Genomic DNA, 21,088 nt, shown 5'->3' on the forward strand with positions numbered 1-21,088 from the left:
GGTTGCTTGGTGGCGCGGGAACTGCAGTCGTCGTCGAGGACCGAGCGGCGGGACGTCAGTACGCGCCGCGGCCGCAGACCAGAGTGCGGAGGGTGCGCCAGAGGATGACCAGGTCACCGGTGAGCGACCAGTTCTCGACGTAGTAGAGGTCGAGTCGCACGCTGTCCTCCCAGGAGAGGTCGGAGCGGCCGCTGACCTGCCAGAGACCGGTTATTCCGGGCTTGACCAGCAGGCGACGCTGATCCCAGTCCTCGTAGTTCTCGACCTCGCTGAGCAACGGCGGGCGCGGGCCCACCAGCGACATATCGCCTCGCAGCACGTTCCACAGCTGAGGCAGTTCGTCCAGGCTGTGGCGGCGCAGGAAAGCGCCGATGCGTGTGACCCGCGGGTCACGACGCATCTTGAACAGCATCCCGTTGCCGTCGGAGAACTCGAGCAGGCCTTCGAGCATGTGCTCGGCGCCAGGCACCATCGACCGGAACTTCACCAGCCGGAACCGCCGTCCGTCCAATCCGATGCGTTCCTGGACGAAGAGCGCGGGACCGCCATCGGTACGCACGAGCACCGCGATCAGTGCCATCAGCGGCAGGAGAAGTAGGAGAGCGATCGCGGATGCTGAGATGTCGAAGGCGCGCTTGGTCGCGTACCGGATGCCGGTGAACTCGGTATAGTCCACATGGATGAGCGACAGACCCGCGACGGGCCGCGCGTGGATGCGCGGCCCGGCGATGTCGGTGAGCGCCGCGGCGACGATGAGGTCGATGCTTCGCGACTGCAGCTCCCAGCCGAACTGCCTCAGTCGAGGGGGAGAGATCAGATCGGAGCCGCTGTACACGACGGCGTCGGCACGGGCCGACTCGATGGCCGGAAGCAGGGCGTCGAGGTCCCCGAGCACGGGAACGCCGGGAAGCAGCGTGCCCGAACCACGCTCGGTCACCGCACCGACGATCTGGTAGCCGACGGTGAGATCGCGCTGCACCTCACGGGCGATGTGCTGAGATTTCCCGTGCTCGCCCACCAGCACGACGCGGGTGAGGAAGCGGCCCTGAGCGCGTTGCGCCCTGAGCCAGCCGCGCCACAGCCACCGGCCGGCGATGAGAAGGACCACCCCCGCGGGCAGCGCGAGCAGCAGGTATGCCCGTGCGACTTCGATGTGCAGGAGGAATGCGGCGATCGTGAGGACCCCGAATACGCGGATGCTGGCATCGGCGATCCGACGGTACTCCTGCGTACCCGTTCCCACCGTCTTGGCGTCGCGTGTGCCGTAGCCGTGCAGCGCCAGAAGCCACGCGATCGCGAAGATCACCGAGACGAAGGTGTATCCGAGCGTGAAGCTGTCGCCGCTGAATCCCGGGATGAACAGGCTCGCCCTGTCCTGCCCGAAGCGAAGCAGCTGCGCGCCGAATACGGCGGCGACGACGATCGCCACATCCGTGAAGAAGAGTCGTCGGCGGTAGGACGCGTGCCAGTCGTGCTCGATCGGAGCCGCGGTTGGCGCGGGCAACGCACGAAGTCGTCCATGACGGTTCAGTCGAGCGTTCCCCAGCGGCACGCCCAACGGTTCGGATACAACCACAACCCCTCCCCAGAGGATTGGTTCGAGACCTGTGTCGTGGTTGCGACCACGTTCACAGATCACTCGCCACTGCCCCAGCAGCGGCGACCTCCCCTCCCACAGGGGAGCCCCACCCGAATTGTAGGCCGATCAGCTCGAGATGGATAGTCCTCGATCAGGATGGGCCGCTTCGCGTTCGTATGGAGTCAGAGTCCGCTCCAGCGGCTGACAGGCCAGAGAATCACCGCGGCCTTGCCCACGATCTGGTCGCTCCGGGCCCAACGCCAGCATCCATCCGCATCCGCACCCTGAGAGCGGCAGGCCACGGCACCGTCCGCGGAAGCCGAGCGGTGGTCTCCCAGCACCAGGTAGGAGTCGTCCGGCACGGTGACCTCTGGCAGGCACCGTGACGATGCCGGGGTGGTCGTGCAGTCGAGTTCACCCTCGGTGAACGGCAGGTCCTCGAAGACGTACGGCTCATCGAGCGGTTCGCCGTCGACGATCAGCCGCCCGTCTGCCGTGCAGCACGACACCGTCTGGCCGGGACCCGCGATCACCCTTTTGATCAGAGTGTGCGGACCCGAGGGGCCGAAGCCGGTGACCTCTCCGGCCCAGCGCAGGACGGACTTCAGGGGTCCGTCGTCTGCCGAACCATCGGGTCCCCATGTCTCGTCGGCGTCGAACACGATGACGTCTCCGGTGCTGGGTGCGGAACCGACGAACGCCAGCCGATTCACGAGCACACGATCGCCCGGATGCAGGGTCTGCTCCATCGAGCCGGATGGCACGTAGTACGGCTTGGCGACGAAAGACAGGATCAGGCCGACCAGCACGAACGCGGCGACGAGGTGGAACAGGGTGCTCCCGGTGATGCGCCGCCACAGCGGACGGGGGGCGGCGGGGTCGGAGGTCACAGCCCAATCCTGCCCCATCGCCCGCCGGATCGCCTCAGCAAGGATGCCGCATGCGCGCCGACCGAAGTCGTAGAAGCCTTCGGCGAAGATATGATCGTCTTCGAAGCGCTGACGGTCGGGGCCGCGCGCTCACTGGGGATCTGGGGAGGTCCGTCTTGGGGAACGTGATCGATGTCAGCGCTGTGCTGCGCCTGATCGGCGGCGATGGGGGCAGGCCCACGGCTGCGCGACGTCACCGCAGCATCCTCGTGACCAGCCACACCTTCGACGGCCGAGCCGATTGGATGTGGAATGCGCAGCCGGAAGGGGGTGACGCGATCGCAGGGCTGGCCTTCGCGGATGCTCCGCTGAGAGTGCGCCGGGGCGCGGACGTCGTGGAGATCGCCGTCGGGGAAGCGTCATTCCTGCATCCGCACCGTGCCGCGACCATTGAGACCGTCGCGCCGGGGACGGGTATGTCCGTCTGGCTGCCGTGGGATTCCCTTCAGGAGGTCGAGAACGGCGTGCAGACGCCCGGCCATGTCATGTCACCGACGCCACTGACCGCAGGGCTGAAAGCCTTTCTCACCTCCCTGCTCACTCAGCAGGAGACACCCACGCTGTACACCGACTATCTCGTCGAGCGCGTCGTCGTCGAGATGGCGTTCGGCGTGCTGCTCGAATCCGTGCCGAAGAACGTCAGCGGCGCCCGCGACTCTCGCTCCATCGACCGCGCACGTTCGCTGATGCTGCTGAGGCGATCCGACCCGGACTTCGGCGTGGCCGAGCTGGCCGGTGAGCTGCACATCTCGACGCGGCATGTGCAGCGGCTCTTCGCCGCGGAGAACAGCTCGCCCGCCGATGAGCTGCGCGGCATGCGCATCGAGTTGGCGAACGAGCTGCTGGGTGATCCGGCCTACGATCCGCTGACTGTCGCAGAGCTTGCACTGCACGCCGGATTCAAGACGCCGGCAGCGCTGAGAAGAGCGTTCGCGAGCCGCGACCTGTCATTGCCCGATCGTGCGCGCCGGAACCGGGTGTCGACCAGCTGAAGGCTGTTTCGCGACAGGTTCGGTGAAAAACGCGACATCTGCGTTGAGCGGTTCGTGAGCGTCCCCGGAGTATCGGACCGGTGCGGCGGCGACGCTGCACAGCACATTGAGTGCGACACCACTGGGAACGCAGCCGAGGGGCATGAACATGAACGAGAACGAGAACGCGCGAGCACCGCGACACATCGACCGCCGCACCGTCGTCAAGGGAGCCGCATGGTCGGTGCCGGCGATCGCCGCCGCCGTGGCCATGCCCATGGCGACCGCGTCGCAGAGCACCGCTCAGATCCGCATCTACGCCGACTGCCTGCTGAGCGTGGCGGGCGTCAACATCGGCCGCGGCTTCTTCGTAGAAAATCAGGGCACCGTCGCCTATGACGGGAACATCACCGTCACCGAGACGATACGGCTTTCGGGCCTCGCGGCGGTGGCGGCCGTCGCGCTGTGGCCGATCCTCGCGGTGCAGGGCATCCTCGGCGGGTCGACCAGCGGCGTGACCAGGGGATCCTGGAGTGGCAACATCCTCTCCACGACCCGCTCGCGCACGGTGACCATCGCCGGACCCCTGGCCGCCGGCGGTCAGCGCAGCTGGGGAATCGCACTCGACGCGATCAGCGGCGTGCTCGGCGTCCTGGACCTGGTCGGCCTCGCGGGAATCACCCACACCGCGGTCATCACGAGCCCGACCGGTAACCCGCCGGTGGTCAAGGACTCCGACGCGATCAACTGGGAGCTCATCTCCACCAGCTGCTGAGTTCGGCGCGAGCCGAAGACAGGGCCCCTTCCTCGGAGGGGGCCCTGTCGCACGTTCAGCACCGGCATCGCGTCTGCGCGCGGCCGAGCAGCGTCCGACTGCTAGATTCAGAGGCACTGTTGCGTTGTCAAGACGAGGGGTACACACGCACATGGAGTTGAGGGATTACCTGCGCATCTTCCGTGCGCACTGGCTGGGCATGGCGCTCATCATCGTGGGCGCCGTGGTCGCAGCCTTCGGATGGACCCTCATCCAGCCCAAGGTGTACACCGCCGACGCCACCGCGATCGTCCGTGCGGCGGGCACCGAGGACCTCGGCATGGTCTCCCTCGGCAACAACATCGCGAACCAGCGGGTGAAGACTTACGTCGAACTCGGCTCGTCACGAGCCGTCGCCAACCGCGTGATCGAAGAACTGGCACTGAAGCAGTCTCCCGAGGCGCTCGTCGGGCAGGTGTCGGTCACCAACCCGCTCGACACCACCTCGCTTCAGGTCACCGCTGACGCATCGAGCCCCGAGCAGGCACGAGACATCGCGGAAGCATGGGTGCGCGCCATGTCGGCCGAGGTCAACGTCATCGAGACCGACGATGCTGCGACGCAGGGGGCCGTCTTCCTGCGCCCTGTCGACTCCGCGAGGCTGCCTAGCAGCCCGTCGTCCCCGAACACGCGGCTCGCGCTCGCGATCGGTGCTCTGGCCGGCCTCGCGCTCGCCGTCGGGTACGGTCTGCTGCGCTACACGCTCGATCGCCGCATCCGCTCGGTCGAATCGGTCGAGCGTGAAACCGGCGTCGCCGTGGTCGGTACCGTCCCCGAAGAGAAGACCTTCACACCGGACAACCGGCTCATCCCGTTCGACGGCGGCAACTCATCCGGCAGCGCCAACGCGCATCTCTTCCCGATCGCGGAGGCGATGCGGGAGCTGCGCACGAACATACAGTTCATGGACGTCGACAACCCGCCGCGTGTGATGGTGGTCACCAGCCCGCTCCCCGGCGACGGCAAGTCGACGACCGCGTCCAACCTGGCGATCACGCTCGCGTCCAGCGGCCAGAAGGTGGCGCTGATCGACGGCGACCTGCGTCGCCCGATGGTCGACACGATCTTCGGTCTGCCGAAGGGCGCCGGACTCTCCGACGTGCTCGCCGGCCGCGCCGAGCTCGCGGATGTGGCTCACCGCGTGGGCGGCAACGGCAGGCTGCTGGTGATCGGTGCGGGGAAGATTCCGCCGAACCCCAGTGAGGTGCTCGGATCTGCCCGCATGAAGGAGCTGCTTGAGGCGATCTCTCGCGAGGCGATCGTCATCATCGACGCGCCGCCGCTGGTGCCGGTGACAGATGCCGCCGTGCTCACGAACAGCGCCGACGGAGCGATCATCGTCGCGACCGTGGGTAAGACCACCTATGAGGTGCTGGGCAAGGCTCTCGGCAATCTCGAGCGCGCCGGCGCCCGCGCCCTCGGGATCGTGCTGAACAGGGTACCGCGCCGGGGCAGCGGAGCCGCGTATTACGGCTACCAGTACCACGGTGACTACTACCGGGCTGAGGAGCCCGAGACGCAGACTCCGCTCGCCGGCGCGGCCGACTTCGTCGCACGACTCGGCAACAGCGACCCGTCAGACGTCGAGGCCGTCGACGCGAACGGGCCGCGCCGCCGTAGCACGCACCGGTCGTCGTGAACGACTTCGTCGACATCGACGTGCTCGGTGTTCGGATTCGAGTCGAGTACGCAGACGATCTTGACTCGTCGCAGCGCCGCACGGCATCGGACGCATGGTCCGGAGCCAGGAGCGAAGGCGTCGGCGAGGCGGATCTCAGCAGGACGTTCTCTGCAGGCGCGGACTTCGAACGGGCGATGGAACGGCTCACCGTCGACGTGACCCTGTCGGCGTTGGACGCGCTCCGCGGCCGAGCGCTGATGTTCCACGCTGCCGGCGTCGCCGACGAATCGGGGCGGGTGGCCGCCTTCGTCGGACCCTCCGGGCGCGGCAAGACCACACTCAGTCGCGAGCTGGGGCGCCACTGCGGATACGTCTCGGACGAGACCATCGCCGTCGACGCCGAGCTGAACGTCTTCCCCTATCGCAAGCCGCTGTCCGTGGTGCGCGCCGCGAAGCCGAAGCAGCAGGTCTCACCGGACGAGGCGGGGCTGCGAGGGCTGCCCCAGGCGCCGTTGCGGCTCGCGTCTCTGGTGCTGATCGAGCGGGACGCCGCGCTGTCGGCACCCGAGATCGCGCCGCTGCCGCTCGTCGACGCGCTGCCCGAACTCGTGCCGCAGATGAGCTACCTGCGTGACCAGGAGCGTCCCCTGCGCGCGATCGCGGTGCTCTGCGACGCCATAGGCGGCGTGCGCAGGCTGCGATACCCGGAAGCTGCCACGGTGCCCCCTCTGCTGCCGGAGCTGTTCGCGACGCCTCCGACGGTCCATGAGTGGCAACCGGCACCCACCCCCGCCGAGTCAGGACCCTACGACGCCTCCGGAGTCGACGACGCCATCCTCACCGACGGGCACGTGATCGTGATGGCGCACTCGATGTTGCACGTGCTCGACGGCATCGCACCTGTCGTATGGACCGAAGCGGCGGCGGGGCGGGATCTCGACGGCATCGTCGACGTCGTCGTCGAGCAGCACGGAGCTCCGCCGCAGGGCAGCGCTCACGAACTGGTCGCCGCGGCCGTCGACGAGCTCATCGACGCCGGAGTGCTGAGCCGCCGCTGACGCCCGACGCGCCAACGGTCACCCAGCAGCCCCGGACTCCGCCCTCCTCAGCTCGGTCGGCGAGGGGGAGCCCTCCGCCTGAAGCGCCCGTCGAAGCTGGAGCGCCGAGGTGAACCCCGCGTACCGGGAGACCTCATCGACGGTCAACCCGGAGTACAGCGGATTGCGGAGCATGGATTCGGCCAGCTCCACCCGCATCCGCCTCAGCAGATCACCGGGGGTGACACCGGCGCGGGCGAACGCGCGCTGCAGCTGGCGAGGCGAGATGTGCAGCTCGGCGGCGAGCTGCGGGGTCGAGAACGCAGGATCCTCTCTGCGCATCAGCATCACCGATCGCGCTCGCTCGATCAGCGAGCTGGGACGCTGTGCGGTCTCGACGGACTGCTGTTCCACAAGCGAGCCGAACGTCATCTCCGCGAGCAGCCGTTCGATGGCGTACCTCGACATCGATGAGCCGTCGTCAGCGTGCCGCACGACCGCCTGCGCGAACGTGCGGAAGCCGATGGTCAGGGGAGAGGCGTAGAGCACGGTGGCATCCGGCATCCCACCCTCCGTGAACTCCTGAAGCAGCGGTGCGGGCACCCATATCGCAAGCACCTCGGAACCGTCCTCCCAGTCGAGGACCTGCTCGGCATGCGGTGGGAGGAACAGGCCGAGCGGTGCGGGATGTCCCGGCCGCGCGGTGGCGGTGGGGACCGGCCGACCTTCCGCGGAGAAGAGCACGCCCGCGTGCGGCGCCGCCGAGGCCGAGGTCGAAGAGTACGGGCCCTGCGGGCGCCAGCCCCACGCGGCGTCACGGACGCGGTGATAGGTGACGGTGATCGACCTGAAGGTGCGCGCGGCGACGAGCCCTGCGGCATGGGTGGGAACACCCAGGTGCGCAGAGAGCAGGGAGGCGACGCTCGTACGTGACATAGTGGGGGACGACGTTGGGGGACAGCGGCGATCGCCGCTGGCAAGCCGCGAATACTCGCTAGGCTACCAATCGTGACTGGGTGGGGGAACACGGCGGTGCGCGTATCGGATGCTGTCGCGTGGACATCGGGCGAATCCCGCGTCGTCGCGATGGACATGACGACGCCGGGGGCGGCGCCGCTCATCCTCGAGGCCAGTGCCGCTGTGATCTGGGAGGAGATCGCGGCAGCGGGGCCGATCCCCACGGACGAGCTGCTCGATCGGCTGGCTGCGCTGTTCGACGTCGCCGAAGACGACATCCGCGGTGATGTCGAGAAGCTGATCGCCGACCTGGTCGCACGCAATCTGCTCGCGGCGTGAATCGACCGTGAGACGGGCGGCGTGCGCCGCAGCTGCACCGGCAGCAGTATGTTCGACACGACGGGAGGGGATGCTGTGGAGACACGATCGATGAGCTTCTCGCTCAGCGAGGCCAATGAGCTCGCGCACGCCCTGCTCGCGCAGATCGGCCGCGAGACCGGCATCCGCACGCTCTCCATCAAAGGGCTGGTCGCCGATCGCTACGAGCTGCGAAAGCCCAGAGTCGCCGCAGACGCCGACGTCATCGTCGACCCCGAGCGCTTCGACGAGTTCTGTGCGGCGCTGGACGACCACGGCTGGCACCTGCGCGTCGAGCGCGAGGTGCCCTCTCTCCTCGGGCCGCACTCTGTGACCTTCATCAGAGACGACTGGCCGAACGACATCGACGCGCACGTTCGCTTTCCCGGCTTCTTCGCCGATGACCAGACTGTTTTCGAGCGACTCTGGCGTACGCGCGGCGACATGGAGGTCGCACACGCGCGCGTGACGGTTCCCTCGCGCGGAGCCAGCGCGGTGATCGCCGCGCTGCACGCCGTGCGCTACTCGAAGTCGCTGCGCCATGCCGGCGAGCTCGAGCAGGTCGCGCACCTGCTCACCGACGACTTCTCAGTCTCTGAGCGCGAGGAGTTCATCGACGTTGCACGCGTCGGACACGCGCAGTGGGTGCTGCGTGAGCTGTTCGACCTCATCGGCGAGCCCTGGGATGTCGACGTCGATCCGCGCAGTCAGCAGCTGTGGAACATCAACCGCGCCACCGTCGAGGACGGTGCGGCCGTGTCCTGGCTGAGCTCTCTTCGCAACGCTCCGTGGCATCGCAAGCCAGGGGTGCTCGTTCGCGCGCTCTGGATCTCGCGCCGAGACATCCCGCGCAACGACCCCGGCCGCATGCCGACAACGCGAGAGGCGTGGGCGCACCGGTTGCTGCGCTGGCGGCGCGGAACCGCAGCGCTGATGCATTACGCCCGTTCCCGGCGCTGAGGGCTCTCAGCTCTGGCTGCGACGCACGCGACCCGGGACGGGATCAGTGCTGCATCGCCAGTCTGACCACACGCTCCACCTGTGCGAGTGCCGGGATCAGCTGCGCCTCAGACTGCGCATACACCTCGGCGGCTTGTCGGTAAGGGTCGATGACATCCTCGTCACCCTCGGCGCGGGCGGCGACACCGCGCTGATCCGACACCGCCTGTACCAGGGAGTTGAAGCGCGAACGGACGTTGCCGGATGCACGGGCCACACTGCGCAGGACGCCGTCGTCGAGAGTCGCTGCGAGTCGTGCGAACTCTCGAACGGTGAACGTACGGTGCAGGCGCCGTGGCGCCAGCTGCACGGCAGCCGTGGTGTGCTGCGCCGTCATGGTCAGCACGAGGTCAGCGTCATACATGAGGGACTCCGTCAGCAACCGCGCCCTGTGCGCGGCCGCGCGCACGGGGGTGACGCCGTTTCGCTCCGCCAGTGCACGCGCCTCGGACGGCATGCCGTGCCCCACGAGCGCCTGAGTCCCGGCACTGTGTACGCGCAGGTCGAGGTCCGCCAGCCGGGCGGCGAGGACCGCCTCGGCGAGCGGCGAACGGCAGATGTTGCCCGTGCACACCGTGAGGATGTTCGGCTGCAGATCGGGTAGGTCCTCGTGGGTGCCGGCGAACAGCGCGGCGATCGAGAACTCCGAGTCGGCGGCCATCGTTGTCTCCAGGTGGGTCGGCGGCCGGCCGTCGGATACGAGTGCGGGCTGCGGTGGTTCGGGGTCGGCACTCAGCAGTCGACGCTCACGGCGCGTGCGCGCCATGGGTGCGTCGATCTCGCTGCCTGGCCTCCCCAGAAGGCCGCGATCCTCGGATCGATGCATGGTGACAGCCTAGACCCGCCCGGCATCCGCAGCGCGAGGTGGGTGCTGCGGGGCATCCGAGCTCGATTGTCAGGCGCCTGCGAACCCGTTCGGGTTCTGCGACTGCCAGGTCCACGAGTCGCGGCAGGCTTCGGCGAGCGAGCGTGTGGTGCGCCAGTCGAGTCGCTCGTTCGCCTTCGCGGGATCGGCGATGAGCGTCGCCAGATCGCCTGCGCGCGCAGCGACGATCTCGTACGGGATCTCCCTGCCGCTGGCTTCGGAGTACGCCCTCACCACGTCGAGGACGCTGTGGCCCTCGCCGGATCCGAGGTTGAAGGCTTCGACGCCGGGCTCCAGGTGACGAAGCGCCGCTACATGACCCTCGGCGAGGTCCATCACGTGGATGTAGTCGCGCACTCCGGTGCCGTCGGGAGTGTCGTACTGGTCGCCGAACACGGCCACCTTCTCGCGGCGGCCGACGGCGACCTGAGAGACGAACGGCATGAGGTTGTTGGGGACGCCGGAGGGGTCCTCGCCGATCTGGCCGGACGGATGCGCGCCCACCGGGTTAAAGTAGCGCAGCAGCACCGCCTCGAGCTCGGGCCACGACCGCTGCACATCGGTGACGATCTGCTCGATCATCGCCTTCGTCCAGCCGTAAGGGTTGGTGACGCCCCTGCCGATGGGCTGCGACTCGTCGAGCCGCGCCACGCCCGGCGCCGGAGTGCCGTAGACGGTGGCTGAAGAGCTGAACACGAACTTACGCACATCCTTCTCGCGCATGATGTCGAGCAGGTTCAACGTCGACATGAGGTTGTTGCGGTAGTACCGAGACGGCTGAGCGACCGACTCGCCCACGGCCTTGAGACCGGCGAAGTGGATCACCGAGTCGAACTCGAGGTCGGTGAGCGCGGCGTCCGCGGCGGCCCGATCGGCGAGGTCGACCTCTACGACCTGCACGGTCTTGCCGGTGAGCTGCTCGACCCGGCGCAGCGCCTCGGCGCTGCTGTTCGAGAAGTCGTCGACCACGATGACGTCGTCGCCGCGCTCCAGCAGCACGAGAGCGACATGGGACCCTATGTACCCGGCACCGCCGGTGAGAAGTACGCGCACGGTACCGAGGTTAGCGGGGGATGTCTGAGAACTCCCGGTCATCCCCTTGCGCGCCGGACTGCTCGATGTAGCGCAGCAGCACACCCTCTCGCAGCGCCCACGGGCACACCTCCAGCTCGGGCACGTCGAGCATCCGCATGGCGGTGTGCAGGCACACCGCGGCGGCGACGATCTGGAACGTTCGGTCGGCGGTGATGCCGGGCAGCTCCTGCCGGGCGGATGCCGGAATGCGCGCGAGACGAGGGATCCACGAGCCGAGGGCCTCACGGGGCAGCAGCATCCGCTCGGTGCCCGACCATCCCGGTGCCGGGTACCCGACCAGCCGGGCGAGAGAACGGATCGCCTTCGACGTGCCCACCACATGATCGGGTGAGGGGAGGGTTCCGAAGCGCTCGGCGATCGGAGCGAGCGCGGCCTCGGCGTGAGCTCGCAGCAGCGCGACACGCTCGTCACCGGGCGGGTCGTGCCGCAGGAAATCGACCGTCATGCGGCCTGCGCCCAGAGGAGCGGATGCCGCGACCTCGGGCAGCTCATCGGCGCCCGCGGCGAACTCGAAGGACCCGCCGCCGATATCCAGCAGCAGCAGGCGACCGGCCGACCAGCCGAACCAGCGGCGCACGGCGAGGAACGTCAGCTCCGCCTCCATCTCGCCGGTGAGCACCTGCAGCGGCTGCCCGAGTCGCTCCTCTATCCGCGTGATCGCCTCGTCGCCGTTCGCCGCCTCCCGCACGGCACTGGTGGCGGTGGCGAGCAGGGTGTGCAGGTTCTCGGCATCCGCCACCCGCTTCGCGCGATCGACGGCGTCGGCGAGTGCCTGCAGCCCCTCGGAGCTGATCGCCCCCTCCGGCGTGAGGTAGCGCATCAGCCGCAGCACCGTACGGTCGCTGGTCGTCGCCAGGGGCCGGCCACCGGGACGGAGGTCGGCCGCGAGCATGTGCACGGTGTTGGATCCGATGTCGAGGACTCCGAGGCGCACGGGATGAGACTACCCGCGCGCCGGGCGTTCGCGACACGGCCGATACCATGTAGACCGTGAGCGCCGCCCCGAACCTGCCGCTGTCTCCCTACCGCGCGATCGACCGTGCGGACTGGGCGCGACTCGCGGCCGGACTCGACCAGCCGCTCAGCGAGACCGAGATCGTGGAGGTGCGCGGCATCGGCGACAGGCTGGACATCGCCGAGGTCCGCGAGGTGTACCTGCCCCTGAGCCGGCTGCTCAGCCTGTACGCGTCGTCGGCCAAGCGCCTCGGCGCGGCGACCAGCGAGTTCCTTCAGGAGGACGACACCACGACGCCGTTCGTCGTCGGCGTCGCCGGATCCGTCGCCGTGGGCAAGTCGACCATCGCCCGGCTGCTTCGCGAGCTGATGAGCCGATGGCCCGGCACGCCCAGAGTCGAGCTCGTCACCACGGACGGATTCCTCTACCCCAACGCCGAACTCGAGCGGCGCGGACTGATGGATCGCAAGGGGTTCCCCGAGTCGTACGATCGCCGTGCCCTGCTCGAGTTCCTCACCGAGGTCAAGAGCGGCGCGGCCGAGGTGCGCGCACCGTTCTACTCGCACATGCGCTACGACATCGTGCCCGACGCCACGGTCGTGGTGCGCAGGCCCGATGTCGTCATCGTCGAGGGCCTGAACGTGCTGCAGCCCCCGCCCGTGCCGAACGACGTCGCGGTGAGCGACCTCTTCGACTTCTCCATCTACGTCGACGCCGATGTCGAGCACATCACCCGCTGGTACATCGACCGCTTCCTCGCACTGCGCAAGGGCGCGTTCAGCAACCCTTCTTCGTACTTCAACGTCTTCGCGCACCTCACCGACGAAGAGGCCGAGACAACGGCGCTCGGGTATTGGAACGACATCAACATGCCGAACCTGCTCGAGAACGTGCTGCCGACGAAGCACCGCGCGACGCTCGTTCTGCGCAAGGGAGCCGAGCACGCGGTCGAGAGCGTGCTGCTGCGCAAGGTGTGAGGGGCACTGCGGCATCCAGCATCCTGCTCATAATTCGTGCGGCGTCCTCGCAAAATGCGCCGCTTATCCTTGAACGCATGTGTGGAATCGTCGGATACGTGGGCCCGCGGCCCAGCCAGGACATCCTTCTCGCGGGCCTCGCCCGCCTCGAGTACCGCGGCTACGACTCGGCAGGCATCGCCGTCATCGATGAGAACGGCTCACTCGGCATGCGCAAGAAGGCGGGCAAGCTCGCCATGCTGCGCGACTCGCTGACGGATGCCGCTCTTGCAGACGGCACCACCGGCATCGGGCACACCCGCTGGGCGACCCACGGTGGTCCGACCGACGTAAACGCGCACCCGCACCTCGCCGATGACGACAAGCTCGCCGTGATCCACAACGGCATCATCGAGAACTTCGCCGCGCTGCGCGACGAGCTCGCCGCTGAGGGCGTGAGCTTCCGCAGCGAGACCGACACCGAGGTCGCCGCCGCCCTGCTCGGCCGCGAGTACGCCAAGTCGGGCGACCTGCAGCAGGCGTTCCGCAACGTCGTGAACCGCCTGGAAGGCGCGTTCACCCTGCTGGCCATGCACCAGGACCAGCCGGGACTGGTCGTCGGCGCCCGCCGCAACTCGCCGCTGGTCATCGGCCTCGGCGACGGCGAGAACTTCCTCGGCTCCGACGTCGCCGCCTTCGTCGAGCACACCCGCAAGGCGCTCGCGATCGGACAGGACCAGATCGTCGCGATCACTCCGTCAGAGGTGACGGTGACCGACTTCGACGGCGTCGTCGTCGAAGCGCAGCCTTTCGACGTCTCGTGGGACGCCGCCGCCGCCGAGAAGGGCGGCTGGTCGTCGTTCATGGCCAAGGAGGTCGCCGAGCAGCCCGAGGCCGTCGCGAACACGATCCGCGGCCGCATCCAGGACGGCCAGGTCGTGATCCCCGAGCTCGACGGTCTCGACGATCTCCTCATCGGCATCAACCGCGTCATCATCACCGCCTGCGGCACCGCGTCGTACGCAGCGCTGGTCGGCAAGTACGCCGTCGAGCAGTGGGCCCGCGTTCCGGTCGACGTGGAACTCGCGCACGAGTTCCGCTACCGCGACCCGGTGATCGGCGATGACACCCTGGTCGTCTCGATCAGCCAGTCGGGTGAGACCATGGACACCCTCATGGCGGTCAAGTACGCCCGTGAGCGTGGTGCGCGCACCCTGTCGATCTGCAACACGCAGGGCGCGACCATTCCGCGCGAGTCGGATGCCGTGGTCTACACGCACGCCGGACCCGAGGTCGCCGTGGCTTCGACCAAGGCCTTCTCGGCGCAGATCACCGCGCTTCTGCTGCTCGGTCTGCACATGGGGCGTGTGCGCGGCACCGCATCCGACGCGGCCGCCGACGTCGCCGAGCTGCAGGCGCTGCCAGAGAAGGTCGCTCAGGTGCTCGCCGAGGAGAACGACCACGTGGCCCAGCTGGCCGGCTGGATGGCCGATACCCGCTCGGTGCTGTTCCTGGGCCGCCACGTCGGCTATCCGATCGCGCTCGAGGGCGCGCTCAAGCTCAAGGAGATCTCGTACATCCACGCCGAGGGCTTCGCCGCCGGCGAGCTCAAGCACGGCCCGATCGCGCTGATCGAGCCGGGGCAGCCGGTGTTCGTGCTGGTGCCGTCCCCCCGGCACTCGGCCCTGATCCACTCCAAGGTGGTGTCGAACATCCAGGAGATCCGCGCTCGCGGCGCCCGGGTCATCGTCGTGGCTGAAGAGGGCGACGCCGCGGTGCTGCCGTACGCCGACGAGGTCATCCGCATCCCGCTCGCCGGTGCTCTGTTCGAGCCCGTGCTGGCCGTCGTGCCGCTGCAGATCTTCGCCATGGCGCTCGCCACCGCGAAGGGACTGGACGTCGATCAGCCGCGCAACCTCGCGAAGTCCGTCACCGTCGAGTGAACTGACTTCGAGCCACCCGAACGACCCTGGGACGACACGACCTCTGGCGTGTCGGCCCCCATTTCGGTCCGGGCGCAGTGCATCGAAGTCGCGGGCGCCCCGAGTCGCCGGGCGCCCCGGGGTCGCGGCCCCGGGGAGAGCACCGGATGCTGCGCGAGTAGTCTTGTCGGGTGATCATCGGAACCGGCATCGACCTCGTGGACGTCGCGCGGTTCGAGCGGTCGGTGACCCGCACGCCTCGGCTGCTCGAACGGCTGTTCACGCCCGCCGAGCAGAACCTGCGGCTGCGATCCCTCGCCGCGCGCTACGCGGCCAAGGAGGCGCTCATCAAGGCGCTCGGCGGCAGCGACGGGGTCTACTGGACCGAGATCGAGATCGCCTCAGAGGCCTCGGGGCGGCCGCACTTCGTGCTGAGCGGGTCGACTGCGCAGGTCGTCGCCGATCGCGGCATCACGGGCCTGCACCTGTCTCTGACGCACGACGCCGGTCTGGCCGCCGCGTACGTCATCGCCGAACGGGAGGACTACCGCTCGTGACCGCCTCCTTCTGCGCCGACACCCCCACTTCCCGGCGGCTGGCGGGGGAGGATGCGGCATGAACCCGTTCCGCGAGGCGACGATCGATCTCGGCGCGATCTCCGACAACGTGCAGCACCTGCGCCGGCTCACCGGCACAGACGTGATCGCGGTGGTGAAGGCCAACGGCTACGGGCACGGCGCGGCCGAGGTCGCCATCGCGGCGCTGGCGGGCGGCGCGAGCCGGCTCGGCACCGCGACACTGGAGGAATCCTTCGCGCTGCGCCGCGCCGGCATCACCGCCCCGCTCATGGCCTGGCTGCACGAACCCGGTCGCCGCTTCGACGACGCCGTCGAGGCCGGCATCGAGATCGGCGTGTCATCGATGCAGCAGCTCGTCGCGGCATCCGAGGCGTCGCCGGCACCGGCATCCGTGCACCTCAAGGTCGACACCGGCCTCTCCCGCAACGGCATCGCCGCCGAGGACCTCGACCGCTTGCTCGCCGAGGCGGCGCGGCTCGAGCGCATCGGCCGCATCCGCATCGCCGGGATCTTCAGCCACCTCTCCGGCGCGAGCGCCGAAGACGACAGGGCGCAGCTGAGGCGCTACGAGCAGATCCTGGAGCAGGCGGAGGCGCACGCCGTCCATCCCGACCTGCGTCACCTCGCCGCCACGGCCGGTGCCATCTCACTTCCCGAGGCGCGACTGGATGCGGTGCGCATCGGCATCGGCCTGTACGGCCTCTCGCCGTTCGCCGACCGCACCTCGGCCGACCTCGGTCTGCGCCCCGCCATGACGCTTCGCGCCGCCGTCGCGGCCGTCCGCCGCGTTCCTGCGGGAACGGGCGTCTCGTACGACTACGTGCACCGCACCGATCGCGAGACCACGCTCGCACTGGTGCCGCTCGGCTATGCCGACGGCATCCCGCGGCAGGCCTCGGGCCGCGGACCGGTGCTGATCAACGGTCGTCCGCACCGGGTGTGCGGCCGCATCGCGATGGACCAGTTCGTCGTCGAGGTGGGGGATGAGCCGGTCGCGGTCGGCGACGAGGTGATCGTGTTCGGCGACCCGACGCTGGGCCAGCCGTCCGCGACGGACTGGGCGGATGCCGCAGGCACCATCAACTACGAGATCGTCACCCGCATCGGGGCGCGCGTACCGCGACGGACGGTGTCATGAACCTGCTCGACGATCTGGCGGGGCGGCACGAGATCGCCACGGCGGACGCTATGGAGCAGCTCGGCCATCGCATCGGCGAGCGGCTCGGAGCGGGCGATCTGCTCGTGCTCACCGGTCCGCTCGGGGCCGGCAAGACGACGTTCACGCGCGGACTCGCCGAGGGTCTCGGCGTGCGGGGACCGGTGCAGAGCCCGACGTTCGTGATCGCGCGTACCCACCCGTCGCTCGTGGGCGGCGCGCCGCTGGTGCACGTCGACGCGTACCGGCTCGGCTCGGCGGCCGAGCTCGACGACCTCGACATCGACTTCGCCCGCTCGGTCGTCGTGATCGAGTGGGGCAGGCCGATGGCGGATGCCGTGGCCGACAGCTGGTGGGACATCGAGCTGGAACGCCCGGTGGGCGGGGCAGACGTGGCCGACGAGGATCTCGATGCCGACGCCCCGCGGTTCGTGACCATCGCGCGCGCCGGCGGCTGAGTCCGACGCGCACGCTCGGAGACTAATCTGGAAGCGTGATTCTCGCCGTCGACACCTCACTGGGAACGGCCGTCGCCGTCATCGACGCCGACGGACGGACAATCGGCGAGGCGTCGACTCCCGACCCGCTCGGCCATGCCGAGGTGATCGGCGATCTGCTCTCCCGCGTCGCCACGCCGGGCATCAGCCATGTCGTCGCGGGTATTGGACCAGGGCCGTTCACCGGGCTCCGGATCGGAATCGCCGCCGCGCGGGCGTTCGCCCTGGGGCGCGGCATCCCCGTGGTGCCGGTGCCGAGCCACTTCGCCGTCGCCCTCGATCATGCTGACGCGGGGCGGGTCGCAGTGGTCACCGACGCACGTCGACGCGAGATCGCGGTGAGCGTCTTCGACGGGCTGGACGCCGGCGGCATCCCGAACCTGGTCGCACCCACGCGCCTCGAGAGGCAGGGTACCGACCTCGCCGATCCGGTGATCGAGGCGACGGAGCTGTCGGCCGTGACCCTCGCCCGGGTGGGGGCGCGCGCGATCGCCGCGGGCCGTGTGCTGGCCGACGCCGAGCCCCTCTACCTGCGCTCGCCGGACGTCGTGCAGCCGGGCGCGCCGAAGCGGGTGAGCGCATGACCCTGCGCACCGCCACTGTCGACGACCTGCCCGCGATCATGGATCTCGAGCGTCGGAGCTTTCCGACCGATGCCTGGAGCGACGAGACCATGGGCACCGAGGTCACCAGCGCCCACAATCTGTACCTCGTCGACGAGGTGGATGGCCGGATCGTCGGCTACGGCGGGCTGCGTGCGCTGCAGGGCGGTGCGGATGCCGACATCCAGACCATCGCGCTGGACGAGGCGTTCCGTGGCCGGGGCAGAGGACGGATGCTGCTTCGAGCCCTCATCTCCGAAGCCGTCGCCCGCGGCGCGAAGGAGCTGTTCCTGGAGGTGCGGGCCGACAATCCCGTGGCCGAGGGGCTGTACGTCTCGGAGGGCTTCGCTGAGTTGGGCCGCCGCCCGCGCTACTACCAGCCCGACGACGTCGATGCCGTCGTGATGCGTCTCGACCTGCGGGCGTGGAGTGCCGAGACCTCGCACGACTCGCCGGAGAACGCGCGGAATGCAGGAGAGGATCCGCAGATCGATCCGGCAGAACGTGCGATCTCCGTCGAATCGAGCGACCGGGAGGCGAGCGCATGACCGGACCCCTGGTGCTCGGCATCGAGACGAGCTGCGACGAGACCGGCATCGGCATCGTGCGCGGCCGCACACTGCTGTCGAACACGATCGCCTCGAGCATGGACGAGCACGCGCGCTACGGCGGGGTCGTTCCCGAAGTCGCGGCGCGCGCACACCTCGAGGCGCTGCAGCCGTCGATCGAGCGGGCGCTCGCAGAGGCGCAGGTGACACTCGACGAGCTCGATGCCGTCGCGGTGACCAGCGGTCCAGGGCTCGCCGGCGCGCTCATGGTGGGGATCGGTGCAGCGAAAGGCCTGGCGGTCTCGCTGGGCAAGCCGTTGTACGCGGTGAACCACCTGGTGGGGCATATCGCGGCAGACATCCTCGACGCGGATGCGGAACCGCTCGAGCTGCCGACGATCGCGCTGCTGGTCAGCGGCGGGCATACCTCGCTGCTGCATGTGCGCGATCTCACCACCGACGTGGAGCTGCTCGGCGAGACGGTCGATGACGCGGCGGGTGAGGCGTTCGACAAGGTCGCCCGCATCCTCGGCCTGCCGTATCCGGGCGGACCGCAGATCGACAGGGCCGCGGTGGACGGAGATCCGAAGGCGATCCGGTTCCCGCGCGGACTGTCGAGGGCGTCCGACATGGAGAAGCACCGTTACGATTTCTCATTCTCGGGTCTGAAGACGGCGGTCGCCCGCTGGCTCGAGAGAGCCGAGGCGAACGGCGAGGAGATCCCGGTGGCCGATGTGGCCGCGAGCTTCCGTGAGGCCGTCGTCGACGTGCTGGTCACCAAGGCGCTCGCGGCGTGCGCCGACCGCGGTGTGCCCCGCCTGCTGCTCGGCGGAGGTGTGATCGCCAACCGCCGGCTGCGCGAGGTGACGATCGAGCGCGCGGCCGCCGCAGGGGTGACGGTGCGCATCCCTCCGTTGGCGCTGTGCACCGACAACGGGGCGATGATCGCGGGCCTCGCTGCGGAGCTCATCGCGAGCGGCCGCGAGCCGTCGACGCTGGCGTTCGGCGCTGATTCGACGCTGCCCGTTACCGAGATACAGGTGAGCCCGGCATGACCGATCCGCGCATCGAGGGCCCCACCCCCGAGGTCGAGCGACCTCAGGGGCCGCCTCCGATGCCCGGCGCGCCGAAGGGGTACGGCAGGTTCCCGACCGGGCCTGTGAGCGTGGAGCCGGTGACGATCGGACCGGATGCCGACGCCGAGGCGTTCGCCGACAGCGTGTGGGAGCCCGCCTCGACCGCTGAGCCCGTCGACGACGCCAGGCTCGCTCCATGGGCGCTGTTCGCCGCGATCGTCGCGCTGGCGACCTCGATGTTCGTCGGCTGGGGCATCCCGGTCGCCATCGTGGCGGTGATCGCGGCGATCATGTCGTTGCGACGTCCAGTCGAGAGCCGAGCCATGGCCATCTGGGCGCTGGTACTGGGGCTCGCCGCCACCCTGTTCAGCGCGGGCTGGCTGATCTGGGCCGCGATGCAGTTCGAGATCATGGGGTGAACATGCTTGACGCCGCGGATGCCGCACGACGACGTGAGCTGCAACGGCGTGCCTTCGCGCCGGGCGGCGCTCTCACCCCGGCCGAGGCGCAGGAGCTGCGCGAGCTGGATGCCCGTGGCACGTCGACACCGCCGGAGCTCGTGGCCGCCGCGCCGTCCCCTGAGCCGGCGGATCGGCCCGTCATCTCACCGGTGCCAGGGCACGCGCCGGATGGCGACGCAGCCGATCAGCAGCGCAGCGTCGACGTCAACGACGCCGACGCGGCGCACGGCGCGGGGGATCCGACGCCGACCGCCGATGCAGACGGTGTGGCAGCGGCTCCTTCGCAGCCCTCGTCGAGCGAGGTCAGCGGGCGAGGCGCACGTCGCCGCTGGCTGCTGCCGGTCGTGGCGGGCCTGGCGGTGCTGCTCGGCTTCGGTGGCGGGTGGCTGGCGTTCGCGCGCGGCGATGGCGCTCCGGCGATGAGCGAAAAGCAGCAGGAGGTGTGGACCCGGATCGAGGCGTCGGGCACCTACGATCCCGGCTCGGTGCAGCTGGTCGGCGACAAGTACGGCGTGAGCGTGTGGGAGGCGACCAAGAACGGCTCGACCACGGACTGCCTCATCCTCACGCGTGGCGACGACGAGAAGACCGGGTGCGTGCTGCCCGAACAGGCCGACAGTGCCTACTACTACGGACCGCAGACCGGCCTGGAGTACCGAGACGGCGACGACGCCTACATGCTCTGGGCGACCTTCGTCGAAGACGTCAGCGGCGAACGAAGGGTGGTCGTGCAACGGCAGAGCACCTCGGAGACGTGGGACTGGCGATCGCAGTACGACGAAGCGGAGCTCACGACCGCCGAGATGCTCGTGGCCGCCGGCTTCGACGGAGAGTTCCTGCAGATCATCGGCTACGACGGAGAGGTGCCGGTCTGGCTGTACGAGAGCGAGCGCACCTGCCTGCTCGTCGAGCGGGCGGAGGGAGGGATCGCTGAGCAGTGCGGCACGCTGATGTACGACTCCGAGCCGACGCTCGAACTCGAGGTGCCTGGCGCCACCTACAGTGTGCACGCCTCCTCGACCCGCGGATACGATCTGACGATCGTGCGTCACGCCGAGGGCGGCACGACAGCCTTGCAGTGACGGGCGCGACGGAGTGCGGTTCACGAGGGAG

General features: G+C 69.1%; 22 protein-coding genes. 16 read left to right on the forward strand and 6 right to left on the reverse strand.

Annotated features, from left to right (window positions below; genetic code table 11):
* Positions 1-55: 55 nt before the first annotated feature.
* Positions 56-1,504 (reverse strand): sugar transferase, encoded by a 1,449-nt coding sequence (locus RIN43_RS04445; RefSeq protein ID WP_309127674.1) that lies wholly within the window; start codon positions 1,502-1,504, stop codon positions 56-58.
* A gap of 257 nt (positions 1,505-1,761) precedes the next feature.
* Complete coding sequence (gene lepB / locus RIN43_RS04450) at positions 1,762-2,469, reverse strand: signal peptidase I (protein ID WP_309127675.1); 708 nt, start codon at positions 2,467-2,469, stop codon at positions 1,762-1,764.
* 164 nt (positions 2,470-2,633) lie between these two features.
* Here lepB and RIN43_RS04455 point away from each other — a divergent pair, with 164 nt between their 5' ends.
* The 4 genes from RIN43_RS04455 to RIN43_RS04470 all read left to right on the forward strand — a co-directional run bounded on the left by RIN43_RS04455 (position 2,634) and on the right by RIN43_RS04470 (position 6,972).
* Positions 2,634-3,500: an AraC family transcriptional regulator gene (locus RIN43_RS04455; RefSeq protein ID WP_309127804.1), complete on the forward strand. Its 867-nt coding sequence runs from the start codon at positions 2,634-2,636 to the stop codon at positions 3,498-3,500.
* A 148-nt stretch (positions 3,501-3,648) separates the two neighbouring features.
* Entirely contained in the window at positions 3,649-4,254 is a 606-nt protein-coding gene (locus RIN43_RS04460; protein WP_309127676.1) for a hypothetical protein, read from the forward strand.
* A gap of 151 nt (positions 4,255-4,405) precedes the next feature.
* Positions 4,406-5,932: a polysaccharide biosynthesis tyrosine autokinase gene (locus RIN43_RS04465; protein ID WP_309127677.1), complete on the forward strand. Its 1,527-nt coding sequence runs from the start codon at positions 4,406-4,408 to the stop codon at positions 5,930-5,932.
* The gene (locus RIN43_RS04470; RefSeq protein WP_309127678.1) at positions 5,929-6,972 is read left to right on the forward strand and encodes an ATP-binding protein; all 1,044 of its coding nucleotides are present in this window, start codon (positions 5,929-5,931) and stop codon (positions 6,970-6,972) included. The genes RIN43_RS04465 and RIN43_RS04470 overlap by 4 nt, the downstream gene beginning before the upstream one ends.
* 18 nt (positions 6,973-6,990) lie before the next feature.
* On the opposite strand, the gene RIN43_RS04475 is transcribed toward RIN43_RS04470, so the two are convergent.
* Entirely contained in the window at positions 6,991-7,887 is an 897-nt protein-coding gene (locus RIN43_RS04475; RefSeq protein ID WP_309127679.1) for a helix-turn-helix domain-containing protein, read from the reverse strand.
* A 72-nt stretch (positions 7,888-7,959) separates the two neighbouring features.
* On the opposite strand from RIN43_RS04475, the gene RIN43_RS04480 reads away from it, so the two are divergent.
* Positions 7,960-8,247, forward strand: coding sequence for a PqqD family protein (locus RIN43_RS04480; protein ID WP_309127680.1), 288 nt, complete (start codon positions 7,960-7,962; stop codon positions 8,245-8,247).
* Between the two features lie 75 nt (positions 8,248-8,322).
* The gene (locus RIN43_RS04485; RefSeq protein WP_309127681.1) at positions 8,323-9,225 is read left to right on the forward strand and encodes a hypothetical protein; all 903 of its coding nucleotides are present in this window, start codon (positions 8,323-8,325) and stop codon (positions 9,223-9,225) included.
* Positions 9,226-9,268: 43 nt separating this feature from the next.
* Here the strand turns inward: RIN43_RS04485 and RIN43_RS04490 are convergent, their stop codons facing one another.
* The 3 genes from RIN43_RS04490 to RIN43_RS04500 form a co-directional block, all read right to left on the reverse strand.
* Positions 9,269-10,090, reverse strand: a complete 822-nt coding sequence (locus tag RIN43_RS04490; protein WP_309127682.1) for a hypothetical protein — start codon at positions 10,088-10,090, stop codon at positions 9,269-9,271.
* A gap of 69 nt (positions 10,091-10,159) precedes the next feature.
* Positions 10,160-11,182, reverse strand: coding sequence for a UDP-glucose 4-epimerase GalE (gene galE, locus RIN43_RS04495; RefSeq protein ID WP_309127683.1), 1,023 nt, complete (start codon positions 11,180-11,182; stop codon positions 10,160-10,162).
* A 10-nt stretch (positions 11,183-11,192) separates the two neighbouring features.
* A complete protein-coding gene (locus tag RIN43_RS04500) occupies positions 11,193-12,158 on the reverse strand; it encodes a Ppx/GppA family phosphatase (protein ID WP_309127684.1) in 966 nt (321 codons plus the stop codon).
* A 56-nt stretch (positions 12,159-12,214) separates the two neighbouring features.
* Here RIN43_RS04500 and coaA point away from each other — a divergent pair, with 56 nt between their 5' ends.
* From coaA to RIN43_RS04550, 10 genes are all read left to right on the forward strand, one after another.
* Positions 12,215-13,156: a type I pantothenate kinase gene (gene coaA / locus RIN43_RS04505; RefSeq protein ID WP_309127685.1), complete on the forward strand. Its 942-nt coding sequence runs from the start codon at positions 12,215-12,217 to the stop codon at positions 13,154-13,156.
* Positions 13,157-13,233: 77 nt separating this feature from the next.
* A complete protein-coding gene (gene glmS, locus RIN43_RS04510; protein ID WP_309127686.1) occupies positions 13,234-15,078 on the forward strand; it encodes a glutamine--fructose-6-phosphate transaminase (isomerizing) in 1,845 nt (614 codons plus the stop codon).
* Between the two features lie 170 nt (positions 15,079-15,248).
* Positions 15,249-15,614, forward strand: coding sequence for a holo-ACP synthase (locus RIN43_RS04515; protein WP_309127687.1), 366 nt, complete (start codon positions 15,249-15,251; stop codon positions 15,612-15,614).
* A 58-nt stretch (positions 15,615-15,672) separates the two neighbouring features.
* Positions 15,673-16,773, forward strand: coding sequence for an alanine racemase (gene alr / locus RIN43_RS04520; protein ID WP_309127688.1), 1,101 nt, complete (start codon positions 15,673-15,675; stop codon positions 16,771-16,773).
* A complete protein-coding gene (gene tsaE, locus RIN43_RS04525; protein WP_309127689.1) occupies positions 16,770-17,249 on the forward strand; it encodes a tRNA (adenosine(37)-N6)-threonylcarbamoyltransferase complex ATPase subunit type 1 TsaE in 480 nt (159 codons plus the stop codon). Before alr ends, tsaE begins: the two co-directional genes overlap by 4 nt.
* Before the next feature lie 35 nt (positions 17,250-17,284).
* On the forward strand, positions 17,285-17,872 hold the full coding sequence (gene tsaB, locus RIN43_RS04530; protein WP_309127690.1) for a tRNA (adenosine(37)-N6)-threonylcarbamoyltransferase complex dimerization subunit type 1 TsaB: 588 nt from the start codon (positions 17,285-17,287) through the stop codon (positions 17,870-17,872).
* Positions 17,869-18,438: a ribosomal protein S18-alanine N-acetyltransferase gene (gene rimI / locus RIN43_RS04535; RefSeq protein WP_309127691.1), complete on the forward strand. Its 570-nt coding sequence runs from the start codon at positions 17,869-17,871 to the stop codon at positions 18,436-18,438. Before tsaB ends, rimI begins: the two co-directional genes overlap by 4 nt.
* The gene (gene tsaD, locus RIN43_RS04540) at positions 18,435-19,493 is read left to right on the forward strand and encodes a tRNA (adenosine(37)-N6)-threonylcarbamoyltransferase complex transferase subunit TsaD (RefSeq protein WP_309127692.1); all 1,059 of its coding nucleotides are present in this window, start codon (positions 18,435-18,437) and stop codon (positions 19,491-19,493) included. The genes rimI and tsaD overlap by 4 nt, the downstream gene beginning before the upstream one ends.
* Positions 19,490-19,933: a hypothetical protein gene (locus RIN43_RS04545; protein ID WP_309127693.1), complete on the forward strand. Its 444-nt coding sequence runs from the start codon at positions 19,490-19,492 to the stop codon at positions 19,931-19,933. The genes tsaD and RIN43_RS04545 overlap by 4 nt, the downstream gene beginning before the upstream one ends.
* A complete protein-coding gene (locus tag RIN43_RS04550) occupies positions 19,930-21,057 on the forward strand; it encodes a hypothetical protein (RefSeq protein WP_309127694.1) in 1,128 nt (375 codons plus the stop codon). The genes RIN43_RS04545 and RIN43_RS04550 overlap by 4 nt, the downstream gene beginning before the upstream one ends.
* Positions 21,058-21,088: the final 31 nt, after the last annotated feature.

Source organism: Microbacterium sp. (assembly GCF_031178445.1).
GTDB lineage: Bacteria > Actinomycetota > Actinomycetes > Actinomycetales > Microbacteriaceae > Microbacterium.

Coding starts and splice junctions, on each gene's coding strand:
- RIN43_RS04460 (WP_309127676.1), top strand. CDS start 3,649: ATGAACGAGAACGAGAACGCGCGAGCACCGCGACACATCGACCGCCGC.
- RIN43_RS04465 (WP_309127677.1), top strand. CDS start 4,406: ATGGAGTTGAGGGATTACCTGCGCATCTTCCGTGCGCACTGGCTGGGC.
- RIN43_RS04475 (WP_309127679.1), bottom strand. CDS start 7,887: ATGTCACGTACGAGCGTCGCCTCCCTGCTCTCTGCGCACCTGGGTGTT.
- RIN43_RS04490 (WP_309127682.1), bottom strand. CDS start 10,090: ATGCATCGATCCGAGGATCGCGGCCTTCTGGGGAGGCCAGGCAGCGAG.
- glmS (WP_309127686.1), top strand. CDS start 13,234: ATGTGTGGAATCGTCGGATACGTGGGCCCGCGGCCCAGCCAGGACATC.
- alr (WP_309127688.1), top strand. CDS start 15,673: ATGAACCCGTTCCGCGAGGCGACGATCGATCTCGGCGCGATCTCCGAC.
- tsaE (WP_309127689.1), top strand. CDS start 16,770: ATGAACCTGCTCGACGATCTGGCGGGGCGGCACGAGATCGCCACGGCG.
- rimI (WP_309127691.1), top strand. CDS start 17,869: ATGACCCTGCGCACCGCCACTGTCGACGACCTGCCCGCGATCATGGAT.
- tsaD (WP_309127692.1), top strand. CDS start 18,435: ATGACCGGACCCCTGGTGCTCGGCATCGAGACGAGCTGCGACGAGACC.
- RIN43_RS04545 (WP_309127693.1), top strand. CDS start 19,490: ATGACCGATCCGCGCATCGAGGGCCCCACCCCCGAGGTCGAGCGACCT.